The 13,033-nt window shown below is 44.8% G+C and carries 11 protein-coding genes and 3 pseudogenes; 1 reads left to right on the top strand and 13 read right to left on the bottom strand.

Annotated features, from left to right (window positions below):
- Nucleotides 1-199 precede the first annotated feature (199 nt).
- From AC075L_RS03585 to AC075L_RS03575, 3 genes are all read right to left on the bottom strand, one after another.
- On the bottom strand, nt 200-805 hold the full coding sequence (locus tag AC075L_RS03585) for a TIGR04100 family radical SAM protein (protein ID WP_008704792.1): 606 nt from the start codon (nt 803-805) through the stop codon (nt 200-202).
- Nucleotides 806-849: 44 nt separating this feature from the next.
- On the bottom strand, nt 850-1,386 hold the full coding sequence (locus tag AC075L_RS03580; RefSeq protein ID WP_055053410.1) for a TIGR04002 family protein: 537 nt from the start codon (nt 1,384-1,386) through the stop codon (nt 850-852).
- A gap of 66 nt (nt 1,387-1,452) precedes the next feature.
- Complete coding sequence (locus AC075L_RS03575; RefSeq protein ID WP_118566261.1) at nt 1,453-2,322, bottom strand: pyridoxamine kinase; 870 nt, start codon at nt 2,320-2,322, stop codon at nt 1,453-1,455.
- A 163-nt stretch (nt 2,323-2,485) separates the two neighbouring features.
- Here AC075L_RS03575 and AC075L_RS03570 point away from each other — a divergent pair, with 163 nt between their 5' ends.
- The gene (locus AC075L_RS03570; RefSeq protein WP_476387154.1) at nt 2,486-3,625 is read left to right on the top strand and encodes an aminotransferase-like domain-containing protein; all 1,140 of its coding nucleotides are present in this window, start codon (nt 2,486-2,488) and stop codon (nt 3,623-3,625) included.
- A 186-nt stretch (nt 3,626-3,811) separates the two neighbouring features.
- Here AC075L_RS03570 and AC075L_RS03565 read toward each other — a convergent pair whose 3' ends face one another.
- The 10 genes and pseudogenes from AC075L_RS03565 to AC075L_RS03520 all read right to left on the bottom strand — a co-directional run.
- The gene (locus AC075L_RS03565) at nt 3,812-4,456 is read right to left on the bottom strand and encodes a precorrin-8X methylmutase (RefSeq protein ID WP_008704797.1); all 645 of its coding nucleotides are present in this window, start codon (nt 4,454-4,456) and stop codon (nt 3,812-3,814) included.
- A gap of 91 nt (nt 4,457-4,547) precedes the next feature.
- Nucleotides 4,548-6,056, bottom strand: coding sequence for a cobyric acid synthase (locus AC075L_RS03560; RefSeq protein WP_118566259.1), 1,509 nt, complete (start codon nt 6,054-6,056; stop codon nt 4,548-4,550).
- A gap of 32 nt (nt 6,057-6,088) precedes the next feature.
- Nucleotides 6,089-7,133: pseudogene (locus tag AC075L_RS03555) on the bottom strand (pyridoxal phosphate-dependent aminotransferase).
- A gap of 67 nt (nt 7,134-7,200) precedes the next feature.
- Nucleotides 7,201-8,178, bottom strand: a complete 978-nt coding sequence (cbiB, locus tag AC075L_RS03550) for an adenosylcobinamide-phosphate synthase CbiB (RefSeq protein ID WP_118566257.1) — start codon at nt 8,176-8,178, stop codon at nt 7,201-7,203.
- Nucleotides 8,179-8,182: 4 nt separating this feature from the next.
- Complete coding sequence (locus tag AC075L_RS03545; protein ID WP_118566256.1) at nt 8,183-9,577, bottom strand: cobyrinate a,c-diamide synthase; 1,395 nt, start codon at nt 9,575-9,577, stop codon at nt 8,183-8,185.
- A 122-nt stretch (nt 9,578-9,699) separates the two neighbouring features.
- Nucleotides 9,700-11,752, bottom strand: a pseudogene (gene cobK / locus AC075L_RS03540) (precorrin-6A reductase).
- The gene (cobJ, locus tag AC075L_RS03535; protein ID WP_008704807.1) at nt 11,745-12,476 is read right to left on the bottom strand and encodes a precorrin-3B C(17)-methyltransferase; all 732 of its coding nucleotides are present in this window, start codon (nt 12,474-12,476) and stop codon (nt 11,745-11,747) included. Before cobJ ends, cobK begins: the two are co-directional and overlap by 8 nt.
- A complete protein-coding gene (locus tag AC075L_RS03530; protein ID WP_476387153.1) occupies nt 12,469-12,675 on the bottom strand; it encodes a cobalamin biosynthesis protein in 207 nt (68 codons plus the stop codon). The genes cobJ and AC075L_RS03530 overlap by 8 nt, the downstream gene beginning before the upstream one ends.
- Nucleotides 12,672-12,845 carry a cobalamin biosynthesis protein gene (locus AC075L_RS03525; RefSeq protein WP_476387152.1) on the bottom strand — a complete coding sequence of 58 codons (174 nt, stop codon included), beginning with the start codon at nt 12,843-12,845 and terminating at the stop codon, nt 12,672-12,674. Before AC075L_RS03525 ends, AC075L_RS03530 begins: the two co-directional genes overlap by 4 nt.
- Nucleotides 12,766-13,033, bottom strand: a pseudogene (locus tag AC075L_RS03520) (cobalt-precorrin 5A hydrolase); the annotation flags it as partial. The gene AC075L_RS03525 and the pseudogene AC075L_RS03520, both read right to left, overlap by 80 nt.

The following is a 13,033-nucleotide window of genomic DNA, read 5'->3' as shown; positions in this document are numbered from 1 at the left end:
TTATTGCTTATTACTTATTACTTTTTGCAATTTTCGAAGAAGGGGACTTCATCCTGCCCGGAAGGCTTTTTATGTTATAGAAACATTACAGAATAATTTCCTATAACATAAAAAATAAGCAGCCACGCACGGTAAGGTGCATGACTGCTGTAGTTTTCAGGCAAATTTAAAAGCAAAAACAGAAATTTTCTATTCTGTATCACGGTGAATATTTTCTTACTCTTAACGGAATCCCATTCTGAGCAGCCAGGATTTTGCTCTGCTCTACTTTTTCCTCGCCGATCACATCTACAACTGTGAAGCGTACATCATCAAGATACTGCTTGCAGTCTCTTGCAAATTTCAGCATGGCGTCAAAGGACTTCTCGCCGTATGCTGGACGGACTACTTCATTGTAGGATGCTGCGTCCGGCATATTCAGGCTGATGGATATACTGTCTACAGCCTGACAGATTTCTTCTGCAGTAGAACGTTTGTGGATCAGATCAGATAATCCGTTGGTATTCAGCCTGATCCGGAATGGGTATCTTTCCCTGATATATTTGCTTACTGCTATAAGGTTCTCAAGAGCCATGGTCGGTTCTCCGTATCCGCAGAAAACCACTTCATTACAGTCTGAAAAATCAAACTCATCAATGGCTTTGTAAATCTCTTCCAATGCAGGTTCATGTTCAAACCAGAGATTGGATGCCTCACCGATGGCATCCTCTGTATTTCGGATGCAGAAAGTGCATCTGCATGGACATTTATTGGTAATGTTAAAATATACCTGGTTTTTATATCTGTATATGATATCTGTTGTCATTTTATATTTTCCTCATTTTAAACTCAGTTATTTTATTTTTCGTATTATTTCGCAATATTGGTCTTAAATCCGATTTTATCAAGTGCAGTACCGATGATCACAAACATAATAGCACTTCCACCTGACTGTACAATACTTCCGCTGACAGAAGTAAAGAAGGATGCTGTAAATCCAAACATAATTCCTTCTGCAATATAGTATCCTGTTGCTGAGATGGCGAATGCAAGAAGTAATGCAACTACATTTCTCTTTGTGACCAGCTTTGTTCCTTTAGAAGAAAACGGAAGACAGATCAGCATTTTGATGATTATGGTTGCAGGAGCCCATACAGGTGCTGTCAGAAGGTCTGCCAGACCACCTCCGATCGCTCCTGCCGCACATGCGTAAGGCAATGGCAGAAACGCTGCTGCCAGATAGATCATAGTGTCTCCCAGATGTACATATCCTCCGTTCACCCCTACCGGAATGTGAAAGATATAAGCTGTCATTAAAGTAGTCAATGCTGCCATTACCGCTGTGGCTGTGATCCTTTTCACTGTGTCGGCTGTTTTGATGTTCTCTTTTGCTGTTAATTCAGACATAATATGATCCCTCCTGTTATATATTTTACTTAACTATCCGGCATTTAGTATCTATGATTTCCTGTTTTATATCTGTGTCAGTATCCCCAGATATTTTTCAAAGCAGACTCCGTCATTTCTGTCAGTTCCTTCTTCCACTGCATCGTGAATAGCTCCACCCAGAAATTCAACAGCCTTCTCCACACACGCTTTCATGGGAATCCCTCTCACCATTCCCGCACTCAGTACAGATGCCAGAAGATCTCCTGTTCCGGAATAGCTGCCGCCTTCTTTTACAGAAAAACACCAGTCCGCTTTTTCTTTTTCCAGAACCAGATTTCCCATTCGTGCTCTGCCGTCACTGCCAGACACCTCTACTCCTGTGATCACAACTGATTCCAGTCCAAAACGCAGAGTCAGATCTCTTCCAGATTTTTCAATTTCCTTAAGCAACTGTGTTTCTTCCATATCAGAAAGTTCTTTCATTCTTTCTTTCATCCCCTCTTCTCCATACAGAAGAAGAAGTGCCTCTGTCAGGTTCGGCGTAATCACTGTAGCTTCTCTGACCAGAGTCCGCATTTTTTCACAGAGAGTCTCTGAATAGGTTTTGTATGTTTCCCCTCTGTCTCCCATAACCGGATCAACCAGGATATGTGTTCCCTCTGTGCAGAACATATCTACAAATTTCAGGATCAAATCCACCTGTCTGGCATCTCCCAGAAATCCTGTATAAACACCATCCGGTGTAAATCCCGTTTTTTTCCACTCATCCATGATCAGCTCCATCCGGTCTGTATAATCATCCCAGAAATAAGATCCATATCCTGTCTGATTACTCAATATTGCGGTGGGCAGCGGACAAGCCTGGACTCCCATGGCGGAAATTACAGGAATCGCTGCTGTAAGAGAGCATTTCCCCAGACCGGACAGATCATGAATTACTGCAATTTTTTTCAATTTTTTATTCCTCTTGCTTTCTTTTATGCTTTGTATTAATATAGCATCACAGTGGATATATGAATATAGCCAGATTTAATGTTTTTTTAAGGGTCAGTTTATTTTTAACCCTATAGCAATTCAAGAATGCCATCAGCATGTTTGAAGGATCGGAGTTTTACATATGGAATTGATTTTAGATAAGAATAAAAAAAAGGAGCACCTGTATCTGGAGGTGTTCCACTATTACAGGGAACTGATCATGGAGAAAAAGCTCCCGCCCGGAAGCAGGATGCCCTCCCTCCGAAAATGTTCACAGGAACTGAGGCTGAGCCGCACTACCATTGAAAATGCCTATCTGCAGCTGGCTGCGGAGGGATATATTATTTCCAAAGCCCAGAGCGGATATTATGTGACAGATATTGCTGACAGACAACACACATCTGTCAGAAAAACAGAGAAACAGACCCAGACACCCTGCAGGTTTGATTTTGCTTCTTCAGGAGTAGATCGGGAGAGTTTCCGTTTTGACCTGTGGAGACGTTATATCAAAAGTGCCCTTCGCCAGGATGAACGATTATTGTCTTACGGAGAGCCTCAGGGAGAGGCAGATCTGAGAGATACACTTGCCGATTATGTGAGAGAACGCAGAAACGTGCTATGTAGCGGGGAAGATATTGTGATCGGTGCAGGTATTCAGAGTCTTTTGCACATCCTCTGCCCGCTCCTTGAGCAACGCCAGACTGTTTCTTTTCCCAATCCTTCCTTTGTACAGGGAAGCACTGTGTTTCATGACTATGGATTTCAGGTAGATTACAGGAATAAGGACTGTGATATTATTTATGTTTCTCCTGCACATATGACAAAATGGGGTGATATTATGCCTGTTTCCAGACGCCTGGAGCTGGTGAATTACTCTGCTGCACATGGCAGTCTGGTCATTGAGGATGATTTTGAAAATGAATTTGTGTATCTGCAGAAGCCTACCCCTTCTCTTTTTGGTCTGGCAGGCGGTCAGAATGTGGTGTATCTGGGAACCTTTTCCAGACTTCTGCTGCCCTCCATCCGTATCAGTTTTATGGTCCTGCCTCCGGAGCTGTCTGCACTGTACAGAAAAAAAGCAGACCAATATAATCAGACAGCATCAAAGACAGAGCAGATTGCTCTGTGCCAATTTATCCGGGATGGTCACTTGGCAGCACAGACCCGTAAGCTGAAACGTCTGTATTCTGTAAAGCTGAAAGCACTCCGCAGTGCTGTGCGGGAAGTACTTGGAAAAGATTCCCAATCCAGACCGGAGCCGCAGGTACCAGCCTGGCCCTGACTCTGTCCACAACTCTTACCTGGCAGGAGCTTCAAAAAAAGGCACAGACCAATGGTCTGCGCCTGCAGCTTCTTGAGAGAGACTCCCGGTAAGATTACCCTGATTCTCTCCTGCTCCTCCATGCCTGTGGCAGATTTCGTCCCGGCATGCAAGCTGTTAAAGGATATCAGTCAGATACAGAATTAATTAGTATCCTCTGTTATTATCAATCATATAAAGCAATGCATTACAGATACATGCGGCAACATTGCTTCCGCCCTTTCTTCCTCTGGCTACAATATAAGGTACGTCTGCCTGCATGATCAGTTCCTTGGACTGGACCACATTTACAAAGCCTACCGGCACACCGATGATCAGCTCAGGATCCAGCTTGCCATCCTCAATCAGTTCATAGAGACGTACCAGCGCAGTGGGGGCATTTCCGATGGCAAAGATCAGCTTCTTTCCCATGGCAGCAGCCTTATCCATGCTGGCTGTAGCTCTTGTGGTTCCGTTGGCTTTGGCTGTGGCAGCTACGTCCTCGTCAGAGATAAAGCAGAATACTTCTCCGCCGTAACGGGAAAGGACTCTCTTGTTGATCCCGGACTCTGCCATGTGTGTATCTGTCACAATGCAGGCACCGTCTTTAATAGCAGCGATTGCTTTCTCAACTGCATTCTCAGAGAAACAGAGATTCTCTGCATAATCAAAGTCTGCGCTTGTGTGAATACATCTCTTTACGATCAGCTCTGTTCCGGGAACCAGCTTTTTATCTCCAAGTTCCTCTGTGATGATCTCAAAGCTGCGTTTCTCTATATCCATTGGTTTTACATTTTCCAGTTCTACTTTCATTCCTTATCTCCCAAATTCCATAAATTCCCGTATACAATAGTTACATCTATCACTCATTGGTTTATCTGGATTTTCACCATACAGTTCCGGATCAGATTCCCTGCTCCAGAATTTCATAGATTTTCTTCATATCCAGATGTTTTCTCAGTTCTGCTGCCAGGATATCATACTGAGTTTCTTTAAATGCTGCAAAATCGATTCCTGTCATCTGAGATACATCGATTCCCTTTTTCTCACCCAGAACACGTACAACAGCCTCTGCCACATCTTCCCTGTCAAAAACTCCATGGACATAGGTTCCGCAGACATTTTTACAGTATGCACCGTCTTCCTTACACTCTCCTGACACCTGATCTTCAATGGATACACTGTGTCCGGCTTCACCTTTTAACACAGTTTCTCCCATATGAATCTCGTAACCCTCCAGTTCTGCGCCGGAAAGTGCCTGCAGTTCTCCCTCGAGTTCCAGGAATCTGCCGGAAACTCTGGTTCTGGTTTTCTTTTCTGCAAAAACAGTATCCATAGGAAGCAGTCCCATTCCCTTGATGGTTCCTCCGGCTTCCACATGATGAGGGTCACTTAAGGTCTCACCCAGCATCTGATAACCGCCACAGATTCCAAAGATGATCTTACCCTTTGCAGCTTCCTTCAAAACTGTAGCTTCCAGACCATTAGCCCGCATCCACAGCAGATCTTCCATTGTATTTTTTGTTCCTGGAAGGATGATCATATCCGGATTTTTCAGTTCACTGACATGCTGTACATATCTCAGGGAAACTCCCGGGATACTTTCCAGTGGATTAAAATCTGTGAAATTGGAGATCCTTGGCACCCGGATCACCGCAATATCAATAAGATCCACTTCCTGTTTTCTGTCAAATCTTTCTGTGAGGCTGTCCTCATCCTCCACCTGAATATCCAGATACGGAGCCACTCCCACTACAGGGATATGGCTTCTCTCCTCCAGCATCTGCACTCCCGGATCAAGGATGGTCTTGTCGCCACGGAATTTGTTGATGATCAGACCCTTTACCATCTCTCTTTCATCCTCTTCCAGAAGCTCCACTGTACCGATCAGCTGTGCGAAAACACCGCCTCTGTCAATATCTCCCACCAGAAGCACCGGTGCCTTTGCCATCTTTGCCATTCCCATATTTACGATATCTTCTGTTTTCAGATTAATCTCCGCCGGGCTTCCGGCCCCCTCGATCACAATGATATCATTTTCTGATGCCAGCTTATCATAGGCTTTCATAATATCCGGCACCAGCTTTTTCTTATATTTAAAATAGTCTCTGGCACTCATGGTTCCCAGGACTTCTCCGTTTACGATCACCTGGGAGCCTACATCATTGGTAGGCTTCAGAAGAATGGGGTTCATCAGTACAGAAGGCTTAATTCCGGCTGCCTCCGCCTGCATAACCTGAGCTCTGCCCATCTCCAGCCCCTCTTCTGTAATAAAAGAGTTCAGTGCCATATTCTGGGATTTAAAGGGTGCCACCCTGTATCCATCCTGTTTAAAAATCCTGCAAAGCCCTGCTGCCAGAAGGCTTTTTCCTGCATTGGACATTGTCCCCTGCACCATAATTGCTTTTGCCATTTTTTGTTTCCCCTTTTCTCCTGTATAAATACTTATGAAAGCACTTCTTCCAGTACCTCTATCAGCTTTTCATTCTGTTCATGCAGCTTCACTGCCACACGATAATATCCTTTTTTCAGCCCCGGATAGTTACTGCCAGTCCCGGATCAGGATTCCCTTTGCAACACATCTTTCAAAGAGATCCTCAGGTCCGTAAAAGAATATATAATTTGCTTCAGAAGGATATACCGTCAGCCCAACCTGTCTCATCTTTTCCTTCATCCATGCAGATTCCCGGAAAATGATCTGCCGTCCTGTTTCCACATATTCTGATTCCTTCAATGCTGCCATTCCTGCCTGCTGTGCCATGGTAGACACATTCCAGGGCTGGGTGACTGCCTCCATCCGGTCAAGTACTTCCCTGTCCGAACAGAATCCATAGCCCAGACGCACACCGGGGATCGCATATCTTTTGGTAAATGCCTTAAGAATAAAAAGTCCCGGATATTTTTCCAGTTTTCCCTTCAGCGTATGTTTCTCCGAATCTTTTACAAAATCCAGGAAGCACTCATCTACTACCATAAATATTCCCTGCATGGCACAGGTTTCCAGGATTTCTTCCAGAAGGTCCTGAGGTATGGTGATCCCTGTAGGATTATTGGGATTACACAGGAAAATAATATCCGGCTTTTCTCTTTTCAGAACATCCGGATAATCTTTCTGTATACAGAAATCATTTTCCTCTTTCAGATAATATCTGCTGATCTCACAGCCAACACTGACCAGTGCCTGTTCATACTCCGCAAAGGTAGGAGCAGGAAGAAGGGCCTTCTTTGGATTCAATGCCCTGCTGAGGGAAAAAATAAGGTCTGCGGCTCCATTCCCGCAGATCAGATATTCTTTTTTTGTATGTTCATAATCTGCGATTGCCTCTTTCAGAGGTCCGCATCCTACACGGGGATAATCACTCAGGTCCTCTACACTGTCTATGATCGCCTGCTTTACACTCTTCGGTGTTCCCAGCGGATTACAGTTTGCAGAGAAATCCAGACAGTGATCATATTTATAAACATCACCGCCATGTATATGTTTTGTCATCAGTTGTCTCCTGTCTTACTATACATGTTTTATATTAATAACTATTCAGCAATCCACGTTACCGGAATTATAAAAAGAAACAATATCGCACTGCGCTTCCGATCAGAAGGAAGATCACAGCCCCCAGAATCGCTGTTGCATAAAGCAGGCGATTGGAACGTCTGATATCCTCCACCTCCACAGGGCGGATTCCATCTCCTATGGTTGGTTTCTCATAAAGCTTTCCGAAATAGTAAGCATTGCCTGCAAGCTGTACCTCCAGCGCACCTGCCATTGCTGCCTCTGTCTGTGCAGAGTTGGGGCTGGCGTGATTTCTTCTGTCTCTGCGGTAGATCTTCGCTGCATTTTTCACATCCATTTTTACAAATGTAGAGGCTGCCACCATCAGCCATCCTGAAAGTCTGGCTGGAATATAATTGGCCACATCATCCAGCTTTGCAGCGCAGCGACCAAAATACAGATATTTATCATTCTTATATCCCAGCATAGAATCCATGGTATTGATTCCTTTGTAAAGGAACATCAGCCACACTCCGCCGATTGCCATATAAAGCATCGGTGCTATGACACCGTCAGAAGCATTCTCTGCCACAGTCTCTACTGCCGCCTTTGTAACCCCCTCCTCTGTCAGCGACTGGGTATCACGACCTACGATCATAGATACTGCATAACGGGCCTCATCCAAAGTTCCGTTTTTCAGTCTGTCATAGACTTTCATGCTCTCTGTTTTCAGAGATTTCGTTGCCAGAAGCTGATAACACCAGAAGGTTTCCAGTGCAAATCCCGCCCATACTGAGATTCCATAGAGAATGTGCAGGATCAGAAATGGGATTCCACCGCTTAACAGACAGACAAGGATCACTTCCACTATACCTGCAGCCAGTTCGCCCTTATCTGTTTTCGGAAAAATCTTTCGGAGTATTTTTTCCAAAAATGCGATCAGATTTCCGATCAGACACACCGGATGATACAGCCATCTGGGATCTCCTATCATAAGATCAAGTATGAAGCCTGCTGCAAGGGCAGGCATACTGTAATATAACATATTTTTAAAACTCCTTGTTATGATATTCCAGACATTTCATGAGAAAAGCCCTGGGAATCTGGGGATTTCCATAATAATAGATATGAGGATATCCTGCCAGCAGGTTACTGCTGCTGTGTATACAGTCCCAGCCTCTTTTACTTAAAGGCTTCGCCGCATGGAAGTCACTTCCGCAATTCTCAGAATCAAAATAGTGGAATTCATGGGCCGGAATCTCACCGATCTCCTCTGCACTTCTGCCAAAAACAGGTTTCCCGGCGGTTAATGTGATATATCCAAATCTGGTCAGTCTGGGAGTACGGAAACATTTTCCGGGAATCACTCCGCAGGTTTTCCGGAACACTCCGCCCATATCCTCCATCTGCTCATGAAGATACATAAAGCCTCCGCATTCTGCCATACATGGCATGCCCTGTTTAACTGCCTGTGCAATCTCTTCTTTCATGGATGCATTGCGTTCCAGTGCCTCTCCATTTAATTCCGGATAACCGCCATAAAGAAGAATCCCATCCAGATCTGCAGGAAGATGTTCATCATGAACTGGCGAGAAATCAACCAGCTCTGCCCCCATTTCCTGAAGGAGACGAAAATTATCTTCATAAAAGAAACAAAAGGCTTCATCCTTTGCCACTCCGATACGCAGCTTCTGTGGCAGACAATATCCATATGTCCTGTCTTTCTGTATCAGAGATTCCGGCACTTGCAGATCCTCTGCATTTTTGGCAAATGCAAGGATCCTGTCGATCTCCAGTGTGTCTTCCAATATTCCGGCCAGCTTCTGCAAACGTTCCTTCAGATCAGAAATCTCCTCAGGAAGCACAAGACCCAGATGACGGCTCTCAATCACACAGTCCTCTACCTTTGGCACATATCCAAGAACCTCCACCTCAAGCTGTTCTTCCACCAGCTTCTTCATTCTGGGATAAAGCATGGGAGACATCTGGTTAAAGATCACGCCTTTGATATGGCTTTTCTCTTTGTACTCCATAAAACCTTTGATATAAGCTGCCAGGGAAATACTCATTCCTCTGCTGTTTACCACAAGGATGACCGGAGTATCTGTGGTATCTGCCAGGTCATAGGCGCTTGCTTTCGTGGATATTCCACCCACGCCGTCATAATAGCCCATAACACCTTCCATCACTGCAATATCGCAGTCTGCTGCATTTTTTCCAAGCAGGTATCGGGTAGTCTCGGCATCTGTAAAAAAGGTGTCCAGATTACGGGATTTCGTCCCGATGACTCTGGAATGAAACATGGGATCTATATAATCCGGTCCGCATTTAAAAGATGCCACTTTCATTTTTCGATTGACCAGTGCCTGCAGAAGTCCGCAGGTGATCAGTGTTTTGCCACTGCCGCTGGCTCCTGCTGCAAGAAGTATTCTTGGAATATCCATCCCTGTTCTCCTCTGTTTCTGTCCTATATTTTTTCAACAATTTCAGGGCATTCCAATCTATTAACTGTTAATCTGTATTTCCTTAACTGTTAATTTGTAATCCCTGATATCTGCATCATTTGTTATTTCCCGGGATTCTGAAGTGTAATAATATAAATGGGATTCTCGCCCATCATCATATGATAACGTCCGATTGCCTTTGAACGTGCTGCACTTAGCTGTACGATCTCATTCTCTTCAAATCCAAACTCTTTCGCTGTTTCCAATGCTTCAGACACAGTTTCAAGAGTGATACAGTTGATCACGATCCGGACCTGAGGGTTCTTTTCAAGCAACAGCTTCACGATCTCTTTCAGATTTCCTGACGAGCCTCCGATAAAAGCATGGGTTGGTGCCGGAAGATCTTTCAGAGCCTCCGGTGCAAGTCCTTCCACAATCTCCAGATTATCCGCTGCAAATTTCACCTTATTCCGGTGGAATCAGTTCAACTGCGTCTTCCTTTTTCTCAATTGCCCAGACCTGTCCCTGATGAGCACGAAGTGCCATCTCTATTGACAGTGAGCCTGTTCCTGCACCCACATCATAGCAGACAGAATCAGCAGTCAGCCGCAGTTTGGAAAGGGATACCGTACGCACCTCTTCCTTTGTCATGGGCGCTTTGCCTCTGATAAATTCCTCATCTCTGATCCCATGCGTCTCCAGACGTGTTCCTGCATTTTCATTTACTGCACAGATGACGGACAAAGGATCACCCTTATATTCTGTCAGTTCACTGGCTGGTTTTACAAAAATCTTCTCATTTTCATAAGACAGATTTTCTCCCACATAAAGGAGCACATCACCCATCCCGTATTTTACCAGCTTCTCTGCCAGAACTGCTACACCGTCTGAAGTTCCAAGTATGGAAAAGACTTTTTCTGCATAACAGATATGTGAGATAAGATTACAGCCTCTTCCATGTGCACTGACGATTTTGGCATCATCCCAGGACAATCCTATTTGGGACATAAAATATACAACTGAGGAAATCCCACACTGAATCTCTATCTCTGTATTATTTTGTGCTGAACTATCCCGTTCTTCCTCACTCTTCTCTGATCCGTTCTTTCTCTGTACTCTCAGATCCGCACTGTCCTGACACAGTACTTCCAGAAGCTTTCTGGCTCCGCTGTAGAAGCCCACATCTCCGGAAAGGACGATCACAATATTGTCATACTCCGGGTGTGCATCAATATAATCCCTGATCTCCTGGCTTCTGTATTCCACGAACACATCCTGTCCCGGACGTTTCACAGAATCCACCATCCTCCTGGCACCGATCAGAAGATCCGCCTGATCCAGGCTGTTCTTACCCTGGACAGTGAGAAGTTTTTGACTTCCCATTCCAATTCCCAGCAATGTAATATGCGGTCTGTGGGCTAAACCGAAATGCTCTGTAAGAAATCTCTTACATTCTCTCACAGACATGCCTTCCTCCTTCAGAGGACGCCCGATGATCACAGGAACTGCATCACATTCCAGGGCAGCATCGATCTTATCCTGAAATCCCCCTGCTTTTCCTGTATCCTTTGTGACCAGATATCTGCAGTCATACTGTCTGAGCATTGCAGCATTCAGCTCTCTGGAAAAAGGCCCCTGCATTCCTATCAGATGTTTCCCCTCAAATCCCAGCTCTGCACAGGCTTTCATCACATTGGGCAGAGAAAGGACTCTTGCATAAAGACGGTTCTGATAATCCTTCATGCCTGTGAAGCCGGCCAGTTCCTTGCTTCCTGTTGTCAGCAGTACACTTCCCTGTGTCTGATCCAGATAATCTGCTGCAGCCTGAACACTGTCCACATATACTGCCCTGTCCTCATGTTCCCCTGCTTCTCTCAGCACCCTGTAATATGCTGTCTGCGTATTTTCACAGGCTGTCCTGATATTTACAGTCACCTCAGCAGCATAAGGATGGGTGGCATCCAGCACCATTTCCGGTTTCTCCTGTAAAAAGACCTCTTCCATGTCCGCTGCATCCAGTCTTCCGGTCTGAACAGTGAGAAATTCATTTTCTGTAAGAGATTTGCTGCCATATTCTGTGGCAACAAATCCCTTTGTCTCTATCTTATGATCTGCCAGAAACCGGCAGATTTCGTATCCTTCTGTTGTTCCCGCAAAAACAAGAACTTTATACATTCCTATATCCCCTCGGTGTTACCATCTTATTGTTGATTTCCTTTGTCTGAGAATTACCGATAAATACTGTGGTAAACATATCCACCTGTGTATCTCTCAGTTCCTTTAATGTCATTACATGAGCTTCTTCGCCTTCTCTTGCAATATTGGAAACTGTTCCGCAGATGGTATCCGGTGATTTGTATTTCATCATCAGATCACAGGCTTTCTGCAGATAATCATGACGTTTTTTACTTGACGGATTGTAAAGACATACAACAAAATCTGCCTGGGCTGCTGCCAGAAGTCTTGCCTCTATCTTTTCCCATGGTGTGAGAAGGTCGCTTAAGCTGATCAGACAGAAGTCATGGATCAGAGGTGCACCCAGAACAGCAGCTCCACCTGTTGCAGCTGTCACACCCGGGATGATCTCCAGTTCTGTTTCCGGATAATTGACACCAACCTCATACATCAGACCTGCCATACCATAAACTCCGGCATCACCGCTGCAGATCATGGAAACAGTTTTGCCTTTCTTTGCCTCTTCAAAAGCAAGTACACAACGGTCCACTTCCTTTTTCATTGGTGTAGTCATAAATTCTTTTCCCGGAAAATATTCCTTCACCAGGTCTACATATACGGTATATCCGATGATCGCATCACTTTCATTCATGGCGCGGATCGCTTTTCCTGTCATCTGGTCATAAGCTCCCGGTCCGATTCCGATTACATATATTTTACTCAAAATGTATCCTCCATTCCCTGGCAGCCACTGCTGTGGTCACACCATTTTCTCCTGTTTTCTCTGCCAGCAGTCTGCCATTTCCACTGGCAAGGACTGCACTTCTCTCACAGACATTATCCACACCTGTGATCTTTTTTACAAAAGGTGAGGGAGTAAATTCTCCAGGCACCTGTTTTAATTCTTCTTCTGTATAAGTCACAAAAGGAATCTGCCAGTCCTGTGACAATGACAGGATTCCCTTTTCTTCTTTTTCTTCAGATCGATGCTTGCGATCTGCTCAAATGCTTCTTTATGAAATCCGGATCTGTCCAGCACCTTCTGCGCTGCCTCTGCGATTCCACGGGCATCCTTGTCTTTCCTGCAGCCCATTACCCAGAGTCAGACATTTCGGAACTACCTGTGTGGTAGAAATAAAAGGATTACAGGAAGTATGTACAGTAACTGCAACTCCGCAGTCTATATTCGTACAATCTGTCCCTGTTCCATCAAAATCAGAGCTTTTCTGTGTTTCCTCTTCTGATCTGTCATCCATACTGCTGACAGAATTCCCATATTCG

It is taken from the genome of Blautia sp. ZXY-1-B12 (assembly GCF_056339915.1).
This window is presented reverse-complemented; position numbering and strand designations above follow the sequence as displayed.